This window comes from Acidobacteriota bacterium, from assembly GCA_040754075.1.
Classification (GTDB): domain Bacteria; phylum Acidobacteriota; class Blastocatellia; order UBA7656; family UBA7656; genus JBFMDH01.
The window spans coordinates 279,882-304,802 of record JBFMDH010000001.1; the positions used below are offsets into that span (position 1 = coordinate 279,882).

Genomic DNA, 24,921 nt, shown 5'->3' on the forward strand with positions numbered 1-24,921 from the left:
GTGGAATGTTAAACGATGAATAATTGTAATCCGCTTTCTGTTCATCGTTCATCGTTCCTACTTCATACTTTCCTTTCCCTGAATCCTGAATCCTAGAAATGTACCATCATGCCGTGGACGTCTTCGGCGGCTTCTTTAATGCTTTCGGAGACCGTCGGATGGGCGTGCATGGTTTCAATCATCTCTTCAACCGTCGATTCCAGGTGCAACGCGATACCGGCTTCGGCAATCAGTTCGGTTGCGTGCGGCCCGATGATGTGAACGCCGAGAATTTCATCATACCGGGCATCGGCAACGATTTTCATCAAGCCTTCACTGGCGCCGAGTATTTGCGCTTTGGCGATGACCGGCACAGGGAATTTGCCGACCTTGACTTCGTAACCGCGCTCTTTGGCTTTGGCTTCCGTCAGTCCTACGCTTGCGACTTCGGGCGCGCAATAAGTACAACTCGGAACGTGGTCGTAATTAATCGGGCGCGCGGGTTTTCCAGCGATGGTTTCGGCGGCAATGATGCCTTCGCTTGAAGCCACGTGCGCCAGCCACGGCGTCGGAATGCAATCGCCAATCGCGTAGACATTCGGCGCGGAAGTGCGCATATAGGCATCCACTTTGATGTAGCCGCGTCCGTCCATTTCGACATTGAGATTTTCCAGTCCAAGTCCTTCGGTGAAGGCTTTACGACCAACGGCGACCAGCAATTTTTCAGCGGTGAATTCGCGCTCCTGGTCGCCGATTTTGGCAATCGCTTTGACCTGTCCGTTTTCAACCCTGGCAGTTTGAAAACTCGCGCCGGTGAACACTTTGATGCCCTGACGCTTGAATGATTTCGCGAGTTCGGCGCTGATCTCTTCATCTTCAATCGGCAACAGTCGCGGCAACAGTTCCATAATCGTTACGTCTGCGCCGAAGCGCGCATAAACCGAAGCGAATTCGACGCCGACCGCGCCCGCCCCCAAAACGATTAAGGATTTCGGCACTTCTGTAAGTTCGAGGATGTCATCGCTGCTGATGATGTGCGTGCCATCGAAGGGCAGATGCGGCAAAGGTTTTACGACCGAACCGGTGGCGATAATGATATTTTTGGTCTGGACAGTTTGCGTCGCGCCGTCGTTTAAGGTGACGGTGAGGCGTCCCGGCGCGTCGATTTTGCCAAAGCCTTTGAAGACCTGAATCTTGTTTTTCTTCATCAGGAATTCGACGCCTTTGGAAAGTTTGGTGACGACTTTATTTTTATATTTGTGGGTTTGGGCAAAATCCAGACTGATGGAACCGGCAACAATGCCAATATCTTTCGAGTGTTTGAATTCTTCAAAAACATCTGCGGTGTGCAACAAGGCTTTCGTGGGGATACAACCGCGCAGCAAACAAGTACCGCCCAGTCCTTTTTTATCTTTTTCAATGATGGCGGTACGCAATCCCAGTTGAGCCGCGCGAATGGCTGCGACATACCCGCCGGGACCTGACCCGATGACAACGACATCAAAAATTTCTGTACTCAATGATTTCCTCCTAACTCAGAAACAACAGCGAATTCAAATTAAGGCATAACCCTCGCCCGACGTTTAGTCAATTTCGACGTGGATTTCATCGCCTTCGACTTTGACGGCAAACTTCTGCACCCGGGCATTGGGGATGTTGGACGATTCGCCGGATGTACAATTAAATGTCCAGCCATGCCAGGGGCATTGCACAGTCAGGCGCGCGAGGTCAATGAATCCTTCGCTTAACGGCCCGCCGCGATGCGGGCAGGAATTGTCAATCGCACAATATTCGCCGTTCAGATTGAACAGCGCGATTTGATTGCCCGCGACCTCCGCACAGAGGCTTTCGCCGCTCGCAAGGTCAGATACTTTTGCAATTTTTACAAACATTTCACACTCCGATTGATGATGGCATCGCACAGCGCCGGTTCAGGCTCGTGCGCGAACTGAGCATCTTAGCAACCGACTCCGTAGCCTATCAAGCTTGCATAGGTTTAGGCATCGCGCTAGTCTGCTTTTTCCCTCTGAACGAAATCTCAAAACCTGACGGAGATTTATGACTTCTTTAACTTTGCGATTACGTCGTCATTTTAAGTTTACGGCATCACTTTTCATCATCACTGTTTTGATTTTTTTAGTAACCAGCTCAAATATGGCAAGCCATACGCAACAATCAAAGGCTGGCAGCCAATCCGCAATCCGCGAGAGGCTAAAGCCTGCCCCGCAATCCGCAATTGAATCGTCCGCAATCCGCGAGAGGCTAAAGCCTGCCCCGCAATCCGCAATTAAACAGCCTTTGCTCGTCGCCCATCGCGGCGCTTCGGGGTATGCGCCGGAACATACGCTTGCCGCTTACGACCTGGCAATCAGGCAAGGCGCGGATTTTGTTGAGCAGGATTTGCAAATCACCAAAGATGGCGTGCTCATTTGTATGCACGACCCGGAGATGTCACGCACCACCAATGTCAAAGAGGTCTTTCCCGACCGCATTACCGCGCGCGATATTGAAGGGCAGGGAAATGCTAAAAATGGCTGGTACGTCGCGGATTTTACGCTTGCGGAAATCAAACGACTGGATGCCGGCAGATGGTTTAACAAATCAAATGCCTTTGCCGCAAAGCCCGAATATGCAGGGCAAAAAGTGCCGACGCTTGCAGAGGCGATTAACTTCATCGGCAATCGCGCAGGGCTTTATATCGAACTCAAACACTTTGAGTTTTATCAATCGCTCGGATTCGATGCTGCTAAAAAATTAGCAGCGGTTTTGAAAAAAGCAGGCTACGCCGGTAAAGCGAAAAGCCAGCGTCTTTTCATTCAATCGTTCTCAAAAGCCTGTCTGTTGCATATGCGCGAGCTTGCGCCGCAGTACCGTAGAGTGCAACTGCTGCCGATGGATGATGCGAAACGCGAAGACAGCAAAAAAGTTACCGCCGAACTTGCCAGAGAGATTGCTGAATATGCACAAGGCGCTGGACCCAGTAAAACCATGCTCACAGGCAAAGCCGACGTTGACGTCTTTCATCAAGCGGGATTGGTCATTCACCCTTATACGTTTAGAGGCGCGACCAGTCCTGTGCTTCGTCGCCCGCTTGATGAACCCCAGGCTAATAATCAAACGACTGGTGAACTCATCAAGGCGGATATCGCGCGTTTTCTGGCGTTTGGCATCGACGGCGGGTTCACCGATTATCCTGCTTTATGGCGTGAACTCATTCCTAAAAAATAGGCTTGTGTAGCTTACCTGAATTTCAATTGAGGCGGTTGCCAGCAGCGCGGGCATGCTTGTCCGCCTCCGCCTATAAGCCTTTACAAAATGGTTATGGCTGCTTGCTTGCGACTCTTGGTTGCGCAGTCTGAACCGTTCAGAAATCAAGTGTAATATTTTACTCGCGGCTTCGTTTTGAATTGATGCGTAGTGTATGCGCATCTATCAATTCCTGATAAAACTCCCTTGATATTCCTGACTTTTTAAACCTTTTTTGGGGGCACAGTGATTGCTTTTATCGCATAGGACGATGACATCCGGTTTTTACTCGAAGACGAACAATCGATCAGGGGGGTGGGTTTTCAATGACCGGATGCAAAGTTTGCTGTTGATAATCAAAATGGCAAAACGAATTTCGTTTTTCGCTGTGAGGCATTAACCAACTGTAAAGATATTTGGTAATGGGAAAGGAATAACAATCATGGCTAACTCCAAAAATCAGTCTAAAGAACAGCGGCAGCAAGACAGAACGGGCAACCAACCGGGCAACCGCATGGGTGACAATCCTTCTAAACAACAAACCGCTCAACGCGGTCAACAGGGCAGCCAAAATATGGGACAAAGCCAGCAAGGAACGGCTCCTCGAACCAAACGCTCAGATGAGGATTTTGATGAGAATGAATTTTAGCTTGTGACCTTTGATGGGGAACGGATTCTAATGCCGATAGAATCCGTTTCCCTGATTTAACTACAGGTAAAAAAGTAATACGATGCCCAACAATCAAGCTACAAAACCGGCAAGCCACCGCAAACCGAAGCCTCCATTTCCCGAACCGCGCCAGAAACGTCCGGGTTTGGAAATCAAAGTAAAACTCCGTCCTCAATATGAAGCCTCTGAATACAAGGCGGCGGGCAAACTGGAAGGGAAAGTGGCATTAATCACCGGCAGCGAAGCCACCGCAGGGTAATTATTTTTTTGAGTTCGCAAGCGTAGGAGTGGGTGAGAGTGAGGCAACATTCTTACGTTTCGATAAGGAGATTCTAAGGATGACAACAACGCGTGAACTTTATAAAAAATTGCAACGCGGTACACCGCCAATGCAAAAGCTGTATGCAAAAAAACGCGAACGCGAAAGTAAAGTGAATATCAGCGGAACCGACCGCCTGGTGTCGGCGGTTACAGGTGGCGCGCTGGCGGTTCTCGCGTATAAAAAAGGCGGCTTGATGGGCGCGTCTCTGGGGCTATTAAGCGCAATGATGTTGAAATGGGGATTGACCGGACATTGTGAAGTTTATCAGGCATTGAAAATCAACACCGCGAACGGCAAAGCCAAACGCGCCAGCGTCAAACATGGCGAAGGCACAAAGACCGAATATCGGGTGACGATTAATAAACCGGCTGCGGAACTTTACCGTTTCTGGCGCAATTTTGAAAATCTGCCGCGCTTCATGGAACACCTTGAAGCGGTTCAGGCGCTCGATAAAAATCTCTCGCATTGGGTCGCCAAAGCGCCTGCCGGAATGAGCGTTGAATGGGATGCTGAAATTATCAATGAAAAAGAGAACGAACTGATTGCCTGGCGTTCGCTCGAAGGCGCGGAAATTAACCATGCCGGGTCGGTGCAATTTATCGAAATGCCAGAAGGGCGCGGCACCCTTGTCAAGGTGGTGATTAATTATCAAGCGCCCGCCGGAGTGCTCGGAACCACGCTTGCCAAATTGTTTGGCGAAGAACCAGGTCAACAAATCGAAGATGATTTGAAACATTTCAAACAATTAGTGGAAACCGGAGAAATTGCTTCAATCGCAGGACAGACATCAGGAAGAGAAACCGATAACGAAAAATCCAAATCAAAGGCGGCGGTTGCCATCAGCAGTTCAAAGAGTCAAACCCCATCGCAACCTTCTCGTGTTCATGAAGAGATTCCCGGAGAAAAAATTCTCTCTCATGGCCGTTAATAGAGCGTCTCGGTGCAGCAGGCATCCGGGAGTTTGAGAGAGAGCCTGCTGCACTTAAATCGCCACGAACGGTTGACAATGAATATAAAGACTTTCGGGTCTGTCGATTTTTTCTCAATGCAAACTGCTCAGCAGGTTAAAGAGGAACTATGAAAGCCCTTTGCTGGTATGGAAAGTATGATGTGCGGGTGCAGGATGTGCCTGAACCGAAAATCATCAATCCTCACGATGCGATTATCAAAATCACTGCCACCGCAATTTGCGGTTCCGATTTACACCTTTATGACGGCTACATCCCGACGATGGAGAAAGGCGACATCCTCGGTCACGAATTTATGGGCACGGTCGTTGAAGTCGGCAAAGATGTAACAAGTTTAAAAGTTGGTGATCGCGTGGTCGTGCCCTTTACGATTTCCTGCGGGCGATGTTTTTTCTGTCAGCGCCAACTGTTTTCCTTGTGTGATAACTCGAACCCCAATGCGAAAATGGCTGAAACCCTTTACGGATTTTCGCCAGCGGGGCTTTACGGGTATTCGCATATGATGGGTGGGTACGCGGGCGGACAAGCCGAATACGCCCGCGTGCCTTTTGCTGATGTCGGCGCGCTAAAAATTCCCGATTCACTTTCAGATGAACAGGTGTTATTTCTTTCAGATATTTTCCCCACCGGTTACATGGCGGCGGAAAATTGCAACATCCAACCGGGCGATACCCTTGCCGTGTGGGGGTGCGGTCCCGTCGGGCAATTCGCCATCAAAAGTGCCTACCTGCTTGGCGCAGCGCGCGTCATTGCCATTGACCATATTCCCGAACGGTTGCGCATGGCGGAAATCGAAGGCAAAGCCGAAACCCTGAATTTCGATGATGAAGATATATTCGACAAGTTGAAAGAGATGACTGGCGGACTGGGCGCTGATGCCTGCATTGATGCCGTAGGGCTGGAAGCGCACGGCACCACCCCTGATGCGATTTATGACCGCGTGAAAGCGGCGATGTTTATGGCAACCGATAGACCGCACGCGCTCAGACAGGCGATTCACAGTTGTCGCAAAGGCGGTACGGTTTCGATTCCCGGCGTTTATGGCGGCTTTCTTGATAAAGTTCCGCTGGGCGCGGCATTCAATAAAGGCTTGACCCTTAAAATGGGGCAGACCCATGTGCAACGCTATATGCGCCCGTTGCTTGAACGCATTGAAAAAGGCGACATTGACCCGTCGTTTGTGATTACCCATCGCTTGTATCTCGAAGACGCTGCCAAAGGCTACAGCGTTTTCAGCGATAAAAAAGATAGCTGTATCAAAATTGTGTTAAAGCCATAAAGGTGAACCATGAATTTGAAAAGTCTGGTCATTCGCAAAGTGCTGAAAGATTATCTGGTGCCCGATTGGGCGCGAAAGAAAAAACGGAGCAAGGCGATATTGTGGACTGCTGCCGGGGTAGGCGCAGTCCTTGCGGCGCGCGCTTTAACCAAAAAAATTATGGAATATGACCTTCGCGGTAAGAATGTACTGATCACCGGAGGCTCGCGCGGACTTGGGTTGGTGATGGCGCGCGAATTCTTACGCGAGGGGGCGCGCGTCGCCATTTGCGCTCGTGACCCGGAGGAACTCGAACGGGCTTATGATGACCTGATGAAATACGGCTCGACGGTTTTCACCGTCACCTGTGATGTGACTGACCAGACCCAGGTTTTCGGAATGGTGCAGACGATTAAAAATCTTTACGGGGATATTGATGTGCTGGTCAATAATGCGGGCACCATCAGCGTTGGTCCCATCGAAGAGATGACCCTTGATGATTATGAAAAAGCCATGAATACGAATTACTGGTCGGCGCTTTATTGCATTCTTGCCGTCATGCCGAATATGCGCCGTCGCCGCGATGGGCGCATCGTCAATATCACTTCGATTGGCGGAAAAATCAGTGTGCCGCATCTGGTGCCCTATTCGGCGAGCAAGTTCGCGCTCGTCGGACTTTCATCAGGGCTGAATGCGGAACTCAAAAAAGACCAGGTGATTGTGACCACTGTTGTGCCCGGACTGATGCGCACCGGCAGCCCGCGCAATGCCAATTTCAAGGGCCAGCATCGCGCCGAATATAGCTGGTTTGTGATTAGCGATTCATCGCCGCTCACCTCCATCAGCGCCGAAAGCGCGGCGCGGCAAATCATTGCCGCTTGTAAACGCGGCGATGCGGAAATCGTCCTCTCCCCGCAGGCAAAAGTAGCCGTAAAATTCGCAAGCTGGTTTCCCGGTCTGACGGCAGATTGTTTGAGTCTGGTGAGCCGATTGTTGCCGGCACCGGGCGGCATCGGAACTCAAACCGCCAAGGGCAGAGAAAGCGCTTCGGAAATTGCGCCTTCCGTATTAACGACTTTGGATGAAAAAGCGGCGCGGGAAAATAATCAAATTCATTGATGGTTGCAATCTCATACCTGATGCCGGCAACTACATTCAACGCGGGATTGTTTTCGATAAACTCACAAAAATATCAGAAGTAAGTGATGAGCGTTATTGGCGATTGATTTTAATTTGAATCGGTTGAGGAAGGGCTAATGACCGCTTCCTCAACTTCAGTAAATCAATGTGCACGCCGCTCTATTTTGCGGGAGTCAATTTCGCGCCGACTTTAGCTGCCGTATCACGCGCCATTTTTTGATGTTCGCGCAACGTCGGAAGGGTTTTATCTGCCCAGGCTTTCAACTCGACATCTTTTCCGCTGGTCGCTTGTTTTTCAAAAAGCGCCACTGCTTTGTCATGGTCTTTAACCATCATCTCCATGTATTTTCGGTCAAAATCCGCGCCCGACAACTTCGACAAATCATCGACCATTTTTTTCCCTGTGGCGTCTAAAGCGGTCGGCAAGGTGATGCCTTTGGTAGCAGCAAGATTTTTCAACTCATCATTGGCTTTGGAATGGTCATCCACCATTCGCTGAGCAAAGGTTTTGACATCGTCGTTTGACGCTTTGGTTGTCGCCAGTTGTCCCAACTCGACTTCCGCCATGCCATCTTTTGCAGCCTTCATCGCAAATTCATGATCAAGCGGTTTGCTCATTTGATCATGATGGGTTGTTTGCGTTTTATCGGCTTTTGTCGATTTATCCTGGGTCTGCGGTTTATCTGTGGGTTTGGGATTTTCCTGTGCGAAGCCAGCGACGAATAAAGCTAAAACACTTAACATCACCAAAAGCATTTTTACGGCCTGTGGTTTCATAATCTCTTACTCTCCTTCTAATGTAAATTTGGTATTGCTTAAAATTGATGAGCCGGAATCGTACATTTGATTGAACCGAACCCAATCAAAAAAGCTTGCGAGGTGAAATTAGTGTGCAAGTGCTATGCCCGTAAAATCAGGGGAAACTGTGAAGAATTTGTGTATGAATTCCACAACGGTGAACCAAGAACGTGCAAACTTTTTACCATCCGCTATGTAAAAATAGGGATAAAAAAAAGACTATGCGTTCATAAAAATGCATAGTCTCGGTTAATTTGAAAATTTAAATTTTCTTTGAATCTTTCTATGGTTTCGGCATCTCAAATTTCGTATCGGCGACCGGAACATTCTGCTTGATCTCTTTGAACTGACGAGCGCCGGAAAACGCAAACTCGGCGTAATAGACGCTGATGGTCATCGGTAACATCACTCCATCAACTTTTTTATAATCGGCAAAATCAATCTGTGTCGGGTCAGTGCCCACCGGGGTGTTCGCCAGAATCTGTTTGCGCAACAACAATCCGGTTTTAATGTCGAAATAGAGTCGCAGGCGGCGACGGTCGGGCGTCGCGCCGGTCAGCACATAGACTTCGTTTGCGCCGATTTTATCTTTGCCCCGGAAAGCGAAACGCGGATAAGGCTCTTTGATTTTCAACGCATCGAAAGCGTCAAGCCAGTCTTTCATCATCGTGAGTTCGCCCTTCTCCATTTCATGTGTCTGATTGCCTTGTTGACTCCAACCCGTCGTGCCATTAAAACCGCGCACATTTGTGCCCTGCGGCGTGGTGACCGTGAGCAGCAATTTGCCCGGCGTTTGCAAAACTTCATATGGCAAGGGCTGTCCGCCTTGTCGCGTATAGGTGCCTTTCATCTGGCGGGATTGCACTTTTTCAATCGCCGCTTTGCCGCCTACGGCTTCGACATATTTTTGCAAAATTTGATCGGGCGTCGGCATTCCCGCAGGCGTCGCGCCGGGCGTCGGTTGAGTTCCGGGCGTAGGCTGAGCATTGGGCGCAGGTCGTGCAGCAGGCGGTTGCACAGCGACGACGGCAACGGGCAAGGCAGGCGGATTGGCGGGGTGTTCGTGACCTTGATGACAGGTATAACAACTGACTTCCGGGCGGTTGTTGAAACTGGTTTTATTGATGTCGAGGGTCATTTGAATCATCTTGCGCGCGACCTTTTTGGCTTGCTTGTCATCTTTATCCCATTCCCATTTATCGCCCGTGCGAACGTGGCAAAAATCACAGCGAACACCGAGCGAACCGTTGAACAGGTGCATCACCTGTTCCAATTGCCAGGCGGGCATCCCCTTTAAGGCTTGAATATTTTTGTATTCCTGTTCGGCAGGTTTTTCAGTTGATGCAGCGGGTTGACCTTGCGATTGGTTGATATTTTTCACGACCGCAGCCCAGATGGCTTGCGGGTCTTGCGCTTCCGAATTTTGCGAGTTGGCGCTGCTTTTATGGTTGATTGAAAAAGCGATTATTAAACCAAGCGTCGTCAAAGTGACGACCCGCTTGATGATGGTTCCGGTCATTGATGGTTAGCCTCCATTAAATTATTGAATGAGGCTTAGATTGTAGGTTTGACTTGGGACTCTGGCAACCTCGAAATTATTAAAGGGTTCGCGAAAAAACTTTTCGTTTGCTCGCTTCAGCGCGTTGCAAATAAGCGTCAAAAACCATCGCCACATTGCGCAAAAAGATGCGACCGAGCGGTTCAATAATAATTTCATCAGCGGTCAGTCGAACCAGGTTATCGACTGTGAGGGCTTCGAGTTCGGCAAGTTCACTGGCAAAAAAATCATCGAAGCGAATATTGAAATCGCCTTCGACTTCGCTTTTTACGACTTTGCAATGGCAGAGAATGCGATTGATGACCGAACGGCGTAATTTGTCTTCTTCAGTGACCCGAACGCCGCGCATGGTCGGAAGTTCGTGGCGATTGATGGCATCGTAATAGTGCGGCAAATCGCGCCAGTTTTGCGCGTAAGCATCGGCAAAACCGCTGATCGAACTCACCCCCATCGCATACAAATCGCAACCGGCTTTGGTGGTGTATCCTTGAAAATTCCGATGCAGGGTGCGGTCGTCTTGCGCCGCCGAGATTTCATCATCGGGACGGGCGAAGTGGTCGAGTCCAATGTAGCGGTAACCGGCTTCGCTGAATTTAGCGATTGCCTCGGCGAAGATGCGGAATTTTTCAAACCCCGTGGGCAAGAATTTTGCAAAACTGCCTTGTTGTTTTTTCATCCACGGCACATGCGCATAACTGAATACCGCGATGCGGTCGGGATTCATCTCGATAATTTTATCAATCGTATCCGTGAAACTTTCCTGCGTCTGGTGCGGCAAGCCGTAAATCAAATCAACGTTGATGCTCTCGAATCCGAGTTCGCGGGCGTAATCGAAAAGCTGGCGCGTCTCTTCATAAGGTTGAATGCGATGAATGGTTTTTTGCACCAGCGGATTGAAATCCTGAATGCCCAGACTGAGCCGGTTGAATCCCACACGTCGCAGCGCGCGAAAGTGTTCGGCGGTGGTGACGCGCGGGTCAACCTCGATGCTGATTTCCGCATTGTCCGAAATCGAAAAATGCGAAGCGATATGCGAATAGAGAATTTCGATTTGTGCGGGTGACAGATAAGTCGGCGTGCCGCCGCCCCAGTGCAATTGTTCAACCGGGCGCGTCAAAGCGACCTCTTGAGAGATTAAATCAATCTCGCGTTTGAGGCTTTCGATGTAAGGCACCGCGACTTCATGATTTTTATTAATCACGACATTGCAGCCGCAATAGAGACAAAGCGATTCGCAAAACGGCAGATGAAAATATAAAGACAAAGGCGTGGGCTGCGGTTTTTCGTTAGCCTGTTTTAAGACTTGCCGATAATCTCCGGCGTTGAAATTATCGTCCCATTCGGGTGCGGTCGGGTAACTCGTATAACGCGGACCCGGCTGGTCATATTTGATTAAGGTTTCAGGTGAAAGGGTTAAACAGGTGCCCGCAATGGTTAATTCTAAATTCTCGTTCATTTTCGTTTCTACTCTCCGCAATAGGTTTCAGTCGTAGGTAGTGCAACCGCTGTTCCGCTAAAAATTGCGGAATCTTTCGCGATTTCAGCTATAACAAGGCAGTTTGCGAGTAAAAAACCGGATGAGCAAGCGGATTGGTTTAAAATCAAGGGGCGTGAAATTACCCAATCCCGGTCAAGCGGTCAATTTTTTCGTCGCGTCAAAAATCCGAGCACCGCAACAAAAAGCGCCGAGCCAATGATTGACCAGATAATCGGAAAGGGTTCGCCGCCGATGCGAATGACCCACATTTTCGGCAAATCGAGTTGACCGGCAAGCCATACGCCAAGCAGCGCGCCGATAAACCCCAGCGCAATTGATGCAAGACATCCCCCGCGATCATAACCGGCGATGGATTTGCCTATCGCGCCGCAAACGCCTGCAATAATCAATAACAAAATCAATGAACTGAAGGTCATAAATTTTCCTCCGAACTAAATTTAGGTAGCAGTCGTCAATGGATTTTACGCTAAAAATTTAAAGTGAGTTGCATTGGCAAGCTAACTTGATGGTTGATTATGAATCGTCGCGGCATGGAGTTCATCGTTGAGCCAGCGGTCAAAGACTGCGCGCTTTCAATTGTCGGAAACTGAAAATCAAGATGTCATCAGATGAGCGCAAATTTTATAATCAGCAGGTGAGCGATAAACAAAAGCCTGAGCGGTTAATCAACCTCAATGTCATCGAGCCGAAATCGGTGCTCAACGTTTCGGCAATGGGCGGCTTTACGCTCAACCCTTATGCCGGTTGTACGGTGGGCTGCGCCTATTGCTACGTTCCGCATATGCGTCACAAACAACTGGAAGCGAGAAAATGGGGAGGCTATGTTGATGTCAAATCCGGCGCAGTCGAACTGCTCGACCGGCAACTCGCAAAATTAAAAAAGCCGACGAAGGTTTTTATGTCAACCGCGACCGACCCTTACCAGCCGGTTGAAGCGCAATACAAAATCACCAGACGAATGCTCGAAATTTTCGCGCGCCATCCGCAACACGCGTTATTTATTTTAACCAAGCAACCGCTGGTTGAACGCGATGTCGATATTCTTGTGCGACTTCCGCGTGTGGCGGTCGGCATGAGCTTTTCGGTGATGACTGACGGGCTTGCGCGACTCCTTGAACCGTGGGCACCGGTGACCAGCGAACGACTGGCAATCATCAAGCGTTTAACCAGTCACGGCATTGCAACTTATTTTCTCTGGGCGCCGGTGATTGTGCCTGCGCCAATGACCGAAGCGTTTGTGGTTGATTCGGTTGGAGCAATCATTGAGACCGGCACCGGCGCACTCTCACTCGATACTTTGAATTACCGCTCGAAACAATCCCCTGGTTTTTTTCGCAGACTGCGTCGCGAAAACCACGCGCCTGCAAGTGACGCGCAGGTTAAATTGCTTCGCGCTGAAGTCGACCGTCAAGGGCTTGGTCACAGGTTGGCGTCGGTTGAACCCGCAACCGATGAAGACCGGGCACCGATGTTACCGTTTTAAATTACTGAACCAATAGTAGAGGCGGATGAGGAAACGTGACATGATTTTTAAGCGTCACGCCACTTCACTCATTTCTCCTTCTTCGATTGCCTCTTGATTCAATTGTTCGCGATTTTCCTGTTGACGCAGGCGGGAAATTTTTTCGACGCTGGCGCGAAGCTCCGGCAGGTGCGCGGCAAGCATCGAAAATTCGCCTTTGGGAATGCTCAAGGTATTCATCGCTTCAAGGCAGCGCACTGTAGCGTTGCGCGAGGTTTTTTCAACCAGCGCCATCTCGCCGAAATACTGACCGGCGCGAATTTCTGCCAGGCGAATTTCTTTACTCTGTTCCTGGCGCACCACTTCGGCAGCCCCGCTCAAGATGATGTACATCCTGTCGCCCAAATCGCCTTGATGAAAAACCGTTTGCCCTGGCTCGAAATGTTCCTGCAATAAACCCGCAGATTGCATGAGTTTGAGTTGAATGAGTTCGGGCGGTAAAAATAAATCAAGCGTCCACGACGTGACGATTTTCAAACGCCTGCCCCAGCCGGGAATCTTCATCAGGTAAATCGTGCGCCACATCCACCAGGCGAAAAACCCTGAGATATTGATGCCGAAAATTTCCGCGACTGCCGAGCGATGTCCGAGCGCCCCCATTTTACCAAGACCTTTGAAAGCGAATTTGCCTGGCTTGCCGCCGCGAATTTTAGCCATGAGATTTTGCGCTAAGGCTTTTGCCTGACGGATTGCATGTTGCGCGGTTGGCGGACTGAAACCGCCATCAGGCGCGGGCACTAAAGCGCAATCGCCAAGCGCCCAGACATTATTTGTGTTTTGCACTTGCAGAAATTCATCAACCAGAAGTTTGCCTTTTTCTTTAGGCAAATCAAGGTTTTCAACCAGCGGGTGCGGCGAACTCGGAATCGTTGAAACCAGGGTGCGCGTGGGGATTTTTTCGCCGCCTTTTAAAATCGCCGCTTCGCCGGTTGCGGCTTCGAGCCGGGATTTCAAGCGCAACTCGACTCCGCGTTTCATTAAAATATTTTGAGCGAACAGCGCAAGTTTTTCCGAGACTTCCGGCAGGATGCGCGCTTGCGAATGTACCAGAATGACGCGGATTTCTTCGGGGCGGATGGTGCGATAGTTTTTGGCAACATCGCGGACAAAATCATTGAGTTCAGCGCAAACCTCTACACCGGAAAAGCCGCCACCCGCGACCACGAAAGTCAGCAGTTGTTTGCGTAACTCCATATCGTCCTGTTCAACTGCTGCTTCATCCAAAGCGCGGATGACGTGATTGCGCAGAAAGACTGCATCGGCGAGATTTTTAAACGGCAAGGCATGTTCGGGCAGCCCTCTCAGCCCGCGAAAATCTGTGACATTACCGAGCGCAATCACCAGGTGGTCATATTCGATGACGTGGGAATGCGGTTTGAAACCGGGGCTAATGGTGATGGTTTGCTTCGCTAAATCGATGGCTTCGACATCACGAACATGGAGGTTGGTTTTCGGCAAGAGGCGACGAATGGGGCTGACCGTATCGAGCATACCGATGGTTCCTGAAATGACTTCAGGGAGCATCGGTTGAAAGACAAAATAATTTTCTTTGTTGATTAAAATGATTTCAAAATCGTCTCGATGACCTAAATGGTTTTCCAGAAAACTTGCGGTATAAACGCCTGCAAAGCCGCCGCCGAGAATGACGATACGTGATTTAGGGTGTGGTGTGGTCTTCATAATATTTTCGAGCAGTTCATGAATTCAAAGCGTGAAAAGTTTTAACCGCTATCAGAAAGCGCAGCCATCACTTTCGTTGGCGATTGCATTCGAGAGGGTTTGCCTCTCACGATTATCTTGGTTTCACAATCAGGTAATCACTCTCAAGGTGCGGATTATTCCCGAAACCATAAAAGCAATAAATAATCCTGGTAGCCCCGCAGGCTGATTTCCCCTGTGCCTTTGGCGCATTTTGAACAACTGATAACTTTAATCGATTTTGCTTGCTTGATGTGTGGTTGAGGATGGGTGAGCGGTGAAGCGCAGCCGATACAGCGATTTTCCCGGTTGCGCTTCATCCATTTCAGTTAATCAATCCATTCGGTTCGATGAGCATTCTGAGCGATTCGGAAAACACCGCGCCTTCTTCAACCGAAAGGCGCAACTTTTTCAACTCGTGTTCAATCAAACGACGATTATCGCTCACCAGTGAATCCGACACTCCGAGGGTATCGGCAATTTCGAGTTGCGAAGGATTTTCGGGATTATAAAAACAATGCCACAAGGTCGAAAGCAGCCGGTCATAACGCCGCTCATTATTATTGACGGCTTTGCGCAGGGAATGGAGAAAGTTGCCCGCAAGGTCAGCGGCTTGACGGTTTTTCTCTTCGCGAAGCAGAACATCTTCGGCAGTGCCGCGCGTATCGGCAGGGTCGCGTCGCATCATTGACCCGTTGCCGCTCGGGGCGCTGAACTCTTCATCAAGCGAGGCGATGTTGTAATCCTGCAGCGGAATTTTCGCCAGCGCCAACTGGCGAATGGTTCGCACATCGGCGGGCGAATCGATAGCCTCGAAAATTTCTATCATCAGATTTTCGAGTTCGGGATTCGATAAAATCAGTTGTGAAGTTCCCGAACGTCCGACCACGCGGGTGTCGCGTTTGCGCATCGGAACATTCCTGATGAATTCGCCAAAATGTCCCGAATCGCGCATCGGTTTGGTCGATTTCCATTCTTTCAAACCGTAAACCTGATTAACCATGCGTTGGCGTTTTGGCGTCGCTGGCGCTGTCTCATTTGGCAATTCGTCACCGGCGAAATCGGCAATCGCTTCCAAATCGTCGTCTTCTTCAGCCTGCGGATTGGCAGGTATCGTTTGTTTCGCGGCTTTCGGCGGGCGACCGCGTTTGGGTTTGGGCGACGCTTCCGCCTCATCATCGGTTTCGCTCATGCGGCGAAAACGCGGACTGGATTTGAGCAAGGCGCTGACCCGGCGCGCCATGCGGAATGATTCCGGGTAACGTTTTCTGAGACGCGCGCCGACGAGATTGGGTAATTCGATATGTGCGATTTCGTTTTCAATATCGGCGCTGCTATAGCCTGTGTACAGATAGTGCTCGAATCGTTGTTTTTGAAAAAGCTCTAAGAAAAGTTCCTGTGTGAGGTCGGCATTAATTTCAAAAGGTGAGACCACGGCAGCGCCATCCGTAGCGAAATGCAGCGGACGAACTGCCGGATGACGCGAGACAATTTGATAGAGTCCGTTCCACAGTCCTTCAACGTCCTGATATTCGAGTAAGCTAGACCAGTTGATCTCGCTCATGATGATTTCTCCCACTCTAAGAAAAAGTTAAACGGTCGGCAAGGGATGAGAAATCTGCTCACGTATCAATGAACACGCGCAGACTTAAACCGCTGGCTTCAATTCAATGAAGCAACCTCAATTAAAAAATCATTTTATTGCTGTAACCTTCAACGGTTGTGAGGTTCGGGGGATGCGCTTCGTTATATAGAATGCCGCAGCCGCTTAAAAAAGCAATAGTTATCTTATGTAATCAAACTGATTGGTTCCTCGGCTTGGTGAATTTCATCTGGAACATTTCGAGTCGTTTTGTGTCTAATGCAGGTGATGCGTGAAGTCTTGACCACAATTTTGATTTGCCTGATAAGCCTGTGCTTTATTGGTTGTAAGAAAGAGAGTACGGTACAGACAACAACCGAGGAAAATCCGGCTGATGAATATATCAGACAGTTATCATCAGAAAATGAATCTGAACGAATTATTGCTAAAAAGAAGTTGATTCAATTGGCTGAGCCAGCCGCAAAACGACTGATTGCTTGGTTAGAAGGGTATCCCATTATTGAGGTAGATAAATTCGTTAAACCAAGCGTCAAAAATGACGTTTATGAAATCCTGGGAGCAATTCATTCTGAGGAAGCCATTCCCATTCTGGTTAAAACAATGGAAAGAGAAGTGCCCGCCGGGATGGAAGTGGGATTATCACCGGTCATGCAGGCTCTGGTAGAAATCGGGTCACCAGCAGTTCCGCATTTGATTACCTCTATAGAAGCGGCTGAAAAAATGATTGCCGCATCGGATAGCTCTAAACCTTTAAAAGAGTTGAATCGAATCATTCAGATAAGAGCCTCTTTGGTATTAGCAGAGATTGGCGATAAGCGAGCCTTGCCTGTCCTTCAACATCTTGAGCAATCAGTTGAAAATGATTTTATGAGAAATCAAATAGCTCGCGCGATTGAACAGATTAGTCACAGTGAAGATAATAGCGGCAATGGGAGAGTAGGATATGACAAGTAAAATAATCGTCTATTTAATCCTTATTTCAGGTCTGACCATGTCATCGGATGAATTGCACGCATTCGCTAAAACTCCGTCCAGGCTGCCATCGGCGCTGGTCGACCAATTGATCCATGATATTCATTCAAACGATAAAGGTTTTCGCCTATCCAAACATGACATTGAGGTGATTTACAAAAATCTGAAATTTAAATTACGTGATATTAACGGGGATGGTGTTTTAGAGTTCTTCTTATGGATTGATCACCCTGACTGGTGTGGTGCCGGTGGGAATTGTGATTACTGGATTTATCAAAAACAATCAAACAAATATGTACTTTTACTTAACGATAAGCAGCTAAACGCCAAGCGCACCAGATCACATGGCTATTGTGATTTGATCAGTGAAACCCCTATGGGAGTTTTGGGGCAAAATCAATATCGATTCTATACTACGCTTTATAAATGGGACGGAAAAAAATATCTGGAAACCTCATCGGGTTTAGAAATAAAAATGATCAAAATGAAAAAATGAACCTACGATTAAAAGCACAAATATTGAATTGAAACTTCGCGGATGATGTTGCCGCTTTACAGAAAAAAAGCCAGCCGTTACCATCACAACTGCAAAATTCCTTGAGGGGATAACCAAGAGTTTTAATGAACTGTCCGCGCTGCAATAACCTGCTTGCCGATAACGCTAAATTCTGTCCGCAGTGCGGGCTTGCCATCACCGGCGAATTCAACGCGCCAACGGTTATTGCTGCCAATGACAATTTAAATGCCACTCAAAGTGCCCAAACTCTGATTGTGCCGATGACATCTGCGCCGCCCGCTGACCCATTGATTGGGCGCGTCATCGAAGGCAAATATGAAATCCTCGCGAAACTCGGCGAAGGCGGCATGGGAACGGTTTATCGCACCAAACGTTTGAGAATCGGCGATAACGTGGCGATCAAAATTCTTCATCAGAAATTCGTTACCGAAAGCGGCGCGCTGGAACGCTTTCGCCGCGAAGCGCAAGCCGCCGCCATGATTCATCATCCGAACGTCGTAGCGATTTATGATGCGGGCGAAGAACCGGAAAACGGCATTCCGGCATTCATCGTCATGGAGTTGGTTTCGGGCGAACCCCTGCGCGATATTTTATCGCGTGAGCGGTTTCTGCCTTACCCGCGCGCCGTGGCGTTGATGCAACAGGCTTGCGCGGGCATCGGCGCAGCGCACCGGCAAAGGATTGTCCATCGCGACATCAAACCCGATAACTTTATTGTGTTGCCGCCGCACGACGAAGGCGAAAGCGAAACCCTTAAAGTTCTGGATTTCGGCATTGCCAAACTTCGCGATATGGTCGGCAATGCGACGCTCACGCAAACCGGCATCGTCATGGGCACGCCCTATTATATGTCGCCCGAACAGTGCAAAGGCGAATCGCTCGATTCGCGCTCGGATGTCTACAGCCTTGGCGCAACCCTCTATGAAATGCTTGCCGGGACGCCGCCATTTACTGCCAACACGCCGACCGGCATTGTCGCCAAACACTTGACCGAAGCGCCGCCGCCTTTCGCACAGGGGTTGAATATTCCACCGGCGCTCGAAGCGGTCATTCAACGCGCGCTTGCCAAACACCCGGATGCCCGACAAGCGGACGCCAGCGCCTTTGCCCGCGAAATGCAGGCGGCAGTTGCAACCGGAACTCTTCCGCCGGTCTATTCAACGCCTGCGGGTGGAACCGCCGGGTGGGGCAGCGCCAATATGCCATCGGGAGCAGTCGCGTATCCTAACACCCAACCGCAAAATTTCGCGGTGATGACCAATCAGGCGACGATGGCGCAAACCGGCGGGCAAGGCTATCAGACGATTCAACAACCGGCAGGGAATAAAAAACTCATCATCAATCTGGTTGCGCTGCTGGTTTTTTTAGCGGCAGCCGGTGTGGCATTGTGGTGGGTTTTTAAACCGAAACCCGAAATCAATCCAACGCCAAACAGCAATGCAGGTTCAACAGTTGATACGGCGAAATCGGGCAACTCTGCTTCGCAAAGAGATGTGATTAATCCGTCGGATATTAATTCGACGGCGAATAAAAACGGCGCAATCAATCCAGCGAATAAAAACGCGGGAAATACCAATGCCTCGACCAAACCGCCAGGCGAGTTGCCGACGGTCGATGACACGCAACCCGATGTCGGTCCGCCGCCGCTGACGCCGTTTAGCGGCAATGTCAGCGTGGCGGAGAAAAAAATTCTGGAGGGGGCGGCGTTAAACAGCGCGGACATCGAAGGCATCTCAGCGCCGAAATTGCGCTTGCTCAGAAACACCGTCTATGCGCGGCACGGACGCCGCTTTGAATCAGCCGATTTGCAGAAATATTTCAATTCAAAAGACTGGTACGAACCGCGTGACGATTATCAGGATTCGAGGCTCACGGCAAACGACCGCAAGAATGTTGATTTATTAGTTGCCGCCGAAAAAGGTCGTCGATAACTTTTCAATGCGCGACGCTGGCATAAAATCAAATCACGATTTATTACTTCATCCATCATCAATTCATCAGGAGAAAAATTTTTTATGACTGCAAAAAAACGTCTGGGCGTAGGATTTATCGGTAGCGGGTTTATTACGCGCTTTCATATTCAATCATTTCAAGCGGTGCGCGACGCCGATGTTTTAGGCATTTGGAGTCCGAACGCCGCCCATGCCGAAGATGCCGCCGCCCTTGCGCGTAAACTCCGCGTCGGCGAAGCGCAAGCTTATCCCTCAATCGAAGCAATGGTGGCTTCCCCGGATATTGATTGCCTCTGGATGTGCGGGCCCAATCATAAACGCATCGAAAATATGGAAGCCATCACTAACGCCTTGCAATCGGGCAAAGGCGAACTCCTTGGCATTGCCTGCGAAAAGCCTCTGGCGCGCAACGTCGCCGAAGCCAAACGCATGGTTGAACTGGTCGAAAAAGCCGGCGTCCTGCACGGCTACCTCGAAGACCAACTCTTTTCGCCGGGGATTCAACGCGGCAGAGAAATCATCTGGGCGCGCGGCGCGGCGCTCACCGGAAGACCTTACCTGGCGCGCGCCGCCGAAGAACATAGCGGGCCGCATATGCCCTGGTTCTGGCAAGGCGAACTGCAAGGCGGCGGCGTTCTCAACGATATGATGTGCCATTCGGTCGAAGTCGCGCGTTTTATGCTCACCCGACCGGGCGCGCCGCGTGCAAGCGTGCAACCCAAAAAAGTGTCTGCGCAAATCGCTTCGCTGAAATGGTCGCGTCCCGAATACGCAAAGATTTTGCAGGAGACTATGGGCAAGGAAGTCGATTATCGCAACAAACCCGCAGAAGATTTCGCCCGCGCCACCATTCAATACGAAGACGAAGCGGGAACGCCGCTGATTGCCGAAGTCACAACTTCGTGGAGTTATGTCGGCGCGGGACTCAGACTCAGCATGGAACTTCTGGGTCCTGAATATTCGCTGTCGATGAGTTCGCTCGATAGCGGACTCAAACTGTTTTTAAGTCGCAAAGTGACCGGCGCGGTCGGCGAAGACCTGGTTGAAAAACAGAATGCCGAACAGGGGTTGATGCCTGTTGTCGGTAATGAAGCGGCAGAATACGGCTACGAAAACGAGAACCGTTATTTCATCGAATGTTTCCTCGATGGTCGTATGCCCGAAGAGAATTTTCACGATGGCTTGGAAGTCACTGAACTTTTAATGACCGCCTATATGAGCGCCGAACAGGAACGCACCATTGATTTTCGCCCGCAAGATTTGGATTCCTATATCCCGCCGGTGGCGCGCGGCGCGTGGAAAGGATGAAGAAAAGGGGAGACAGGAAGAAGGGGAGAAGGGGAGAAGGGGAGAAAACGCTCTGGCTTTACCACCTTTCTTTCAATATCGCTTGATCATCTCAGCATTTGATTAAGTCTGGTTTTTTCTGGTCATTCGCTGAAAGGATTTTATGAATTACCGTTTGCAGAAAATATTTTTCGGTTTGATTACGATTGTTTCACTGGTTGGTTTGACTTGGGCTGCTCCTTTGCAGGGTGAGCGCGCGTTTACCGGAACCATTAACAAGACGCTGCGCATCAAGATGACGCTGGCGCAGGATGGGCAGAGGCTTTCGGGCAGTTATTACTATGAAAGGGTTGGCAAGGCGATTGTCTTGAACGGCACCGTCAGCGGTCAGCAATTTACCTTGAAAGAGTTTGACGAAAGCGGCAAACCGACAGGGACTTTTAAAGGGCGATTCGTTACTGCCAGTTCCATTGAAGGCATTTGGACGAATGCCGACGGGTCGAAAAGTTTCCCGTTCGCTTTGACGGCAAGCGGCAGCGAGACAACACCCGTGAATAGCGCACCCGCAAGCGGCATTGATGGCAGATATGAACGCCTCGATGCCGAAGGTCGCATTGAAAAAGTGAGCGGCGCGGAAATCAATGTGAAGGCGCTCGCCAATGGCATGGCGCAAATCGAAGGCGAAGCCGTATTGGTCATTGATGCGCGACGCGGCAATGTGCGCACCGGAAACGTTAGCGGCACCTTCAATCTCAGCGGCAATAAATTATTGATTAAAGAAGGCGATGACGAATACTCCTGCAAAATGACCATCGTTTTCGGCGCGGGCAAACTGGAAGTCACCGAAGACAACGGGCAATGCGGCGGGTTGGGCGTAAGTTTCATCGGTGACTATAAACGCACAGGCGCAGCGAAATTTATGAATTGATGCCTGCCAGATGTGTTAGCCGGCAGGTTGTTAATCAAGTAGCCTACCGGCTAACGCAGAAGGTCAGGATAACCGACTACTGATTTTTCTCCGGCTTCACTTTAATCGTGCCAATCATATCGCCGCTAATCGTGGCGTTGCTGTTGCCGTCTTTATAATCGGCAAAAATTTTATACTCGCCCGCCGGAAATTTATTTTCATCAATCACCAAATATTCCTGATTCATAATGCAGTAGCGATTGGTTGCCGCGCCGGTGTAAGTGAGCACTTCGCGGTTATCTTCGGCGCGATGGATTTTAAATGTCACCTGCGAACCCGGTCTGACGCCCAAAGCGGTGAGCAGAATGCGTTCGCCATGCCGGACGAATTCGCGTCCATCGAGATAGAGAAAAAACGGACGGCTGTAATCATCGCAACCTCTATCGGTTTCGGCGCGAAAACTGGTCGCCGAATTGCTGCCTTTGAAATTCTCGCCGTTGCGCCGTATGCCGATCTGGTCGGGTCCGTCGTGGGTGAAATTCACATCAACACAGTTGTCGCGGCAATAGACGCTGCCACGCCCTGAAATAAAGGTGTTGAATTGAAAGCGATTGTGATAGGTCGGGTTTTGCGGCAATTCAAAATAAGAACTGCGAATTTGCAAAGAGAACTCGGCGGTTGACCCGCCGACAAAACGATTATTTTCAAACAGGCTGTTCTGCACACCGCAAACCAGATCAAGCCCCGACCCGCCGATGATTGATAAATGCCCGCCAAACTCGGTTGCGTCATTGTTGGTGACCTGTAAATTTTTGAGCGGCAATTCCGAACCGTCGCCGCAGGCTTGCAGTTTGACGGCGCGACCTTGCGAGCAATTGGCGCAATTGAGGTTGGCAGCGCCGACGATGGCGTTATTGGAAACGACGGTGCCGCTGCTGTCGCCGGTGTAACCATGCGCGGGTGAACCATTCAAAACCGTGATGCCGAATGCGACGTGTTCCAGGCGGTTGTTATTGACAATCGAATTGGCGGAATTGGCGATTTCAATGCCGCCGTTTGCCGCCGAGGTGCCGCCGGTTTCAAAGGTAAATCCGACATCTTTGATTTCATTACCGGCAACCTCTGTGGTTTCGGAATTGACCACGAGGATGCCGCCGCTGTTGGCGCCGCCTGTGGTGTAGAGCAGACTCCCGGCATCGTATGGCGAACCTTTGATGCGAACCTCAGTGACTCTGGAAGCCGGCGATTTATTGATGAGGATGATGAAATTGCCGTTGATGTTGCAGTCTTGTCTGAGATTGCTGACATCGACTTCAAAGCCGCTCAACCAGGCTTCGCGGGATTTGACGGTTTGAATGACCGCTTGATAAGTCGTGGTTGCGCCGTCCTGTGTGGTTGCAAACGGACGGCTGCATTCGGATTGTACGATGAGTTTGGTTAGGTCTTTGCCTTTGCCGGTCAGCGCCATGCCGCTTACTTGTTTTTCGGGTGTGCTGCGCGGGAAAACGATTGGCGAATAAAGTAAGAAGTTGCCGCCTTTCAACCGCGCAAAGCCTCGGGTTTGCAGACAGTTGTTGATGATGGCGGCATCGTCCAGCCCGTCGCCTGCCGGGGTGAGTTTCTTGCAATTTTGGGCGCGCAGATTCGCGGTAAAAAAGATGATCAATAAAAACGCGATGGATAGATGAATCGCGCGCCGGATGAATTGATGATTCACGATGACTTCAAAATCCCTTTCATCAAATTCGTGTATGGGAAAATTTACAACGGTGATTAAGTGGATGAAAAAATACCATAGCACAAAATAAATTTATCGCGCGATTGCTCAAGCAAATTTTCATGAGCGGTTTGCCCAGCCATTGACTGACGATAGAGCAACTATCTTTGCCGGTGACTGAAGAGATTGCAAGCCCGTCAATGGGGTAAATGTTTCTAACGAAAAGTTCATTTTCGGATGAAATTGATAGGGCGGATGGAAGTTTAAAATTTATCCGCTTGGTCTGCCCTTTCCGTTCAATCCGAGGACAAGTTTATCTTTGATTTGCGAACCCTGGTTGTTATCGAAGGGGAATCAATGAATGGCGGACTTTAATGAACGGGGAATGGATTGCAATATTCGTCAACGCTTTTCAGTCGCAAGGTTCATATGCTACATTACCGGAGCGTTATTTGATAACCTTGCGCCCGTAGCTCAGCCGGATAGAGCACCTGCCTTCTAAGCAGGGGGTCGCACGTTCGAGTCGTGCCGGGCGCATCTTTCAATCCTAAAAAGGCTACTATCAGGTAGCCTTTTTTATTTCCATCATAGACTAATGAGTAAACCGGTACTGAACCTTTCCGGCATCAATGGTTCTTTCACATTAAATTTTACAAGCTGGACTAAATCAGGTTCTAGGTGCTCAACGCCTTTCGGCATCAATGGTTCTTTCACAGGTGAGGTTTGATCTTCGTGCCGTGGCGAATGAGGTGCTCAACGCCTTTCGGCATCAATGGTTCTTTCACACAGGTAGTTTCGGGTTGCTGTAACAAATCCCTGTTGCGTGCTCAACGCCTTTCGGCATCAATGGTTCTTTCACAGAGTTGACCACAAGCCAGACTGCTACACGACATGGGTGCTCAACGCCTTTCGGCATCAATGGTTCTTTCACCTGGAACGCGCCCGCAATTACCAACAACGCGCCGAGCGGTGCTCAACGCCTTTCGGCATCAATGGTTCTTTCACGTTTGAGTGCGGGCGCGGCGCTTTCACCCGGCAAGTGCTCAACGCCTTTCGGCATCAATGGTTCTTTCACTTGCAACCGGGTCGCCGTCAGAAAGACCGCCAATCGGTGCTCAACGCCTTTCGGCATCAATGGTTCTTTCACATCAAAGGGCTATAATGCACTAAATTATAGCTCTGGTGCTCAACGCCTTTCGGCATCAATGGTTCTTTCACCGATGACCTTTTCGAGTTGTCTATCAGTGAGCCGTTTGTGCTCAACGCCTTTCGGCATCAATGGTTCTTTCACGAGTTGAGTAATGAAACA

At 49.8% G+C, this 24,921-nt stretch carries 21 protein-coding genes, 1 tRNA gene and 1 CRISPR repeat array; of the genes, 13 read left to right on the plus strand and 9 right to left on the minus strand.

Features of this window, described 5'->3' with window-relative positions:
• Nucleotides 1-92: 92 nt before the first annotated feature.
• Both lpdA and AB1757_01170 read right to left on the minus strand, forming a co-directional pair.
• Nucleotides 93-1,499: a dihydrolipoyl dehydrogenase gene (gene lpdA / locus AB1757_01165; GenBank protein ID MEW6125645.1), complete on the minus strand. Its 1,407-nt coding sequence runs from the start codon at nucleotides 1,497-1,499 to the stop codon at nucleotides 93-95.
• A 63-nt stretch (nucleotides 1,500-1,562) separates the two neighbouring features.
• Nucleotides 1,563-1,871: a Rieske (2Fe-2S) protein gene (locus tag AB1757_01170; protein ID MEW6125646.1), complete on the minus strand. Its 309-nt coding sequence runs from the start codon at nucleotides 1,869-1,871 to the stop codon at nucleotides 1,563-1,565.
• A 166-nt stretch (nucleotides 1,872-2,037) separates the two neighbouring features.
• On the opposite strand from AB1757_01170, the gene AB1757_01175 reads away from it, so the two are divergent.
• The 6 genes from AB1757_01175 to AB1757_01200 all read left to right on the plus strand — a co-directional run bounded on the left by AB1757_01175 (nucleotide 2,038) and on the right by AB1757_01200 (nucleotide 7,562).
• Nucleotides 2,038-3,207 carry a glycerophosphodiester phosphodiesterase family protein gene (locus tag AB1757_01175; protein MEW6125647.1) on the plus strand — a complete coding sequence of 390 codons (1,170 nt, stop codon included), beginning with the start codon at nucleotides 2,038-2,040 and terminating at the stop codon, nucleotides 3,205-3,207.
• Between the two features lie 460 nt (nucleotides 3,208-3,667).
• Nucleotides 3,668-3,874 carry a hypothetical protein gene (locus AB1757_01180; GenBank protein ID MEW6125648.1) on the plus strand — a complete coding sequence of 69 codons (207 nt, stop codon included), beginning with the start codon at nucleotides 3,668-3,670 and terminating at the stop codon, nucleotides 3,872-3,874.
• A gap of 82 nt (nucleotides 3,875-3,956) precedes the next feature.
• Nucleotides 3,957-4,154, plus strand: coding sequence for a hypothetical protein (locus AB1757_01185; GenBank protein ID MEW6125649.1), 198 nt, complete (start codon nucleotides 3,957-3,959; stop codon nucleotides 4,152-4,154).
• A gap of 79 nt (nucleotides 4,155-4,233) precedes the next feature.
• The gene (locus tag AB1757_01190) at nucleotides 4,234-5,145 is read left to right on the plus strand and encodes an SRPBCC family protein (protein ID MEW6125650.1); all 912 of its coding nucleotides are present in this window, start codon (nucleotides 4,234-4,236) and stop codon (nucleotides 5,143-5,145) included.
• Nucleotides 5,146-5,294: 149 nt separating this feature from the next.
• A complete protein-coding gene (locus tag AB1757_01195; protein ID MEW6125651.1) occupies nucleotides 5,295-6,464 on the plus strand; it encodes a zinc-dependent alcohol dehydrogenase in 1,170 nt (389 codons plus the stop codon).
• Between the two features lie 9 nt (nucleotides 6,465-6,473).
• Complete coding sequence (locus AB1757_01200; protein MEW6125652.1) at nucleotides 6,474-7,562, plus strand: SDR family NAD(P)-dependent oxidoreductase; 1,089 nt, start codon at nucleotides 6,474-6,476, stop codon at nucleotides 7,560-7,562.
• Between the two features lie 180 nt (nucleotides 7,563-7,742).
• On the opposite strand, the gene AB1757_01205 is transcribed toward AB1757_01200, so the two are convergent.
• From AB1757_01205 to AB1757_01220, 4 genes are all read right to left on the minus strand, one after another.
• Nucleotides 7,743-8,360, minus strand: coding sequence for a DUF4142 domain-containing protein (locus AB1757_01205; GenBank protein ID MEW6125653.1), 618 nt, complete (start codon nucleotides 8,358-8,360; stop codon nucleotides 7,743-7,745).
• A gap of 304 nt (nucleotides 8,361-8,664) precedes the next feature.
• The gene (locus AB1757_01210; protein ID MEW6125654.1) at nucleotides 8,665-9,900 is read right to left on the minus strand and encodes a c-type cytochrome; all 1,236 of its coding nucleotides are present in this window, start codon (nucleotides 9,898-9,900) and stop codon (nucleotides 8,665-8,667) included.
• 79 nt (nucleotides 9,901-9,979) lie between these two features.
• Nucleotides 9,980-11,395 (minus strand): oxygen-independent coproporphyrinogen III oxidase, encoded by a 1,416-nt coding sequence (gene hemN, locus AB1757_01215; protein ID MEW6125655.1) that lies wholly within the window; start codon nucleotides 11,393-11,395, stop codon nucleotides 9,980-9,982.
• A gap of 182 nt (nucleotides 11,396-11,577) precedes the next feature.
• Nucleotides 11,578-11,853 (minus strand): hypothetical protein, encoded by a 276-nt coding sequence (locus AB1757_01220; GenBank protein MEW6125656.1) that lies wholly within the window; start codon nucleotides 11,851-11,853, stop codon nucleotides 11,578-11,580.
• 182 nt (nucleotides 11,854-12,035) lie between these two features.
• Between AB1757_01220 and AB1757_01225 the strand changes: the two genes are divergently transcribed.
• On the plus strand, nucleotides 12,036-12,920 hold the full coding sequence (locus AB1757_01225) for a DUF5131 family protein (GenBank protein ID MEW6125657.1): 885 nt from the start codon (nucleotides 12,036-12,038) through the stop codon (nucleotides 12,918-12,920).
• A 54-nt stretch (nucleotides 12,921-12,974) separates the two neighbouring features.
• On the opposite strand, the gene AB1757_01230 is transcribed toward AB1757_01225, so the two are convergent.
• The gene (locus AB1757_01230; protein MEW6125658.1) at nucleotides 12,975-14,639 is read right to left on the minus strand and encodes an FAD-dependent oxidoreductase; all 1,665 of its coding nucleotides are present in this window, start codon (nucleotides 14,637-14,639) and stop codon (nucleotides 12,975-12,977) included.
• 343 nt (nucleotides 14,640-14,982) lie between these two features.
• On the minus strand, nucleotides 14,983-16,221 hold the full coding sequence (locus AB1757_01235; GenBank protein ID MEW6125659.1) for a hypothetical protein: 1,239 nt from the start codon (nucleotides 16,219-16,221) through the stop codon (nucleotides 14,983-14,985).
• A gap of 306 nt (nucleotides 16,222-16,527) precedes the next feature.
• Between AB1757_01235 and AB1757_01240 the strand changes: the two genes are divergently transcribed.
• From AB1757_01240 to AB1757_01260, 5 genes are all read left to right on the plus strand, one after another.
• Nucleotides 16,528-17,214, plus strand: a complete 687-nt coding sequence (locus AB1757_01240; protein MEW6125660.1) for a hypothetical protein — start codon at nucleotides 16,528-16,530, stop codon at nucleotides 17,212-17,214.
• Nucleotides 17,204-17,728, plus strand: coding sequence for a hypothetical protein (locus AB1757_01245; GenBank protein MEW6125661.1), 525 nt, complete (start codon nucleotides 17,204-17,206; stop codon nucleotides 17,726-17,728). The genes AB1757_01240 and AB1757_01245 overlap by 11 nt, the downstream gene beginning before the upstream one ends.
• A 125-nt stretch (nucleotides 17,729-17,853) precedes the next feature.
• Complete coding sequence (locus AB1757_01250) at nucleotides 17,854-19,680, plus strand: protein kinase (GenBank protein ID MEW6125662.1); 1,827 nt, start codon at nucleotides 17,854-17,856, stop codon at nucleotides 19,678-19,680.
• Nucleotides 19,681-19,764: 84 nt separating this feature from the next.
• Entirely contained in the window at nucleotides 19,765-21,009 is a 1,245-nt protein-coding gene (locus AB1757_01255) for a Gfo/Idh/MocA family oxidoreductase (protein MEW6125663.1), read from the plus strand.
• 142 nt (nucleotides 21,010-21,151) lie between these two features.
• Nucleotides 21,152-21,916 carry a hypothetical protein gene (locus AB1757_01260; protein MEW6125664.1) on the plus strand — a complete coding sequence of 255 codons (765 nt, stop codon included), beginning with the start codon at nucleotides 21,152-21,154 and terminating at the stop codon, nucleotides 21,914-21,916.
• A gap of 76 nt (nucleotides 21,917-21,992) precedes the next feature.
• Here AB1757_01260 and AB1757_01265 read toward each other — a convergent pair whose 3' ends face one another.
• Nucleotides 21,993-23,612, minus strand: a complete 1,620-nt coding sequence (locus AB1757_01265) for a hypothetical protein (GenBank protein ID MEW6125665.1) — start codon at nucleotides 23,610-23,612, stop codon at nucleotides 21,993-21,995.
• 463 nt (nucleotides 23,613-24,075) lie between these two features.
• On the opposite strand from AB1757_01265, the gene AB1757_01270 reads away from it, so the two are divergent.
• Nucleotides 24,076-24,149: transfer RNA gene (locus tag AB1757_01270), tRNA-Arg, on the plus strand.
• Between the two features lie 69 nt (nucleotides 24,150-24,218).
• A CRISPR array of direct repeats spans nucleotides 24,219-24,903; the repeat unit is 36 nt; unit sequence GTGCTCAACGCCTTTCGGCATCAATGGTTCTTTCAC.
• Nucleotides 24,904-24,921: the final 18 nt, after the last annotated feature.

Excerpts from the sequence above, each read along its gene's own strand:
- AB1757_01210 (MEW6125654.1), bottom strand. The coding sequence starts at position 9,900 with ATGACCGGAACCATCATCAAGCGGGTCGTCACTTTGACGACGCTTGGT.
- AB1757_01195 (MEW6125651.1), top strand. The coding sequence starts at position 5,295 with ATGAAAGCCCTTTGCTGGTATGGAAAGTATGATGTGCGGGTGCAGGAT.
- AB1757_01245 (MEW6125661.1), top strand. The coding sequence starts at position 17,204 with ATGACAAGTAAAATAATCGTCTATTTAATCCTTATTTCAGGTCTGACC.
- AB1757_01175 (MEW6125647.1), top strand. The coding sequence starts at position 2,038 with ATGACTTCTTTAACTTTGCGATTACGTCGTCATTTTAAGTTTACGGCA.
- AB1757_01240 (MEW6125660.1), top strand. The coding sequence starts at position 16,528 with ATGCGTGAAGTCTTGACCACAATTTTGATTTGCCTGATAAGCCTGTGC.
- AB1757_01225 (MEW6125657.1), top strand. The coding sequence starts at position 12,036 with ATGTCATCAGATGAGCGCAAATTTTATAATCAGCAGGTGAGCGATAAA.
- hemN (MEW6125655.1), bottom strand. The coding sequence starts at position 11,395 with ATGAACGAGAATTTAGAATTAACCATTGCGGGCACCTGTTTAACCCTT.
- AB1757_01180 (MEW6125648.1), top strand. The coding sequence starts at position 3,668 with ATGGCTAACTCCAAAAATCAGTCTAAAGAACAGCGGCAGCAAGACAGA.
- AB1757_01220 (MEW6125656.1), bottom strand. The coding sequence starts at position 11,853 with ATGACCTTCAGTTCATTGATTTTGTTATTGATTATTGCAGGCGTTTGC.
- AB1757_01185 (MEW6125649.1), top strand. The coding sequence starts at position 3,957 with ATGCCCAACAATCAAGCTACAAAACCGGCAAGCCACCGCAAACCGAAG.
- AB1757_01190 (MEW6125650.1), top strand. The coding sequence starts at position 4,234 with ATGACAACAACGCGTGAACTTTATAAAAAATTGCAACGCGGTACACCG.
- AB1757_01205 (MEW6125653.1), bottom strand. The coding sequence starts at position 8,360 with ATGAAACCACAGGCCGTAAAAATGCTTTTGGTGATGTTAAGTGTTTTA.
- AB1757_01260 (MEW6125664.1), top strand. The coding sequence starts at position 21,152 with ATGAATTACCGTTTGCAGAAAATATTTTTCGGTTTGATTACGATTGTT.
- AB1757_01235 (MEW6125659.1), bottom strand. The coding sequence starts at position 16,221 with ATGAGCGAGATCAACTGGTCTAGCTTACTCGAATATCAGGACGTTGAA.
- AB1757_01250 (MEW6125662.1), top strand. The coding sequence starts at position 17,854 with ATGAACTGTCCGCGCTGCAATAACCTGCTTGCCGATAACGCTAAATTC.
- AB1757_01230 (MEW6125658.1), bottom strand. The coding sequence starts at position 14,639 with ATGAAGACCACACCACACCCTAAATCACGTATCGTCATTCTCGGCGGC.
- AB1757_01255 (MEW6125663.1), top strand. The coding sequence starts at position 19,765 with ATGACTGCAAAAAAACGTCTGGGCGTAGGATTTATCGGTAGCGGGTTT.
- AB1757_01170 (MEW6125646.1), bottom strand. The coding sequence starts at position 1,871 with ATGTTTGTAAAAATTGCAAAAGTATCTGACCTTGCGAGCGGCGAAAGC.
- AB1757_01200 (MEW6125652.1), top strand. The coding sequence starts at position 6,474 with ATGAATTTGAAAAGTCTGGTCATTCGCAAAGTGCTGAAAGATTATCTG.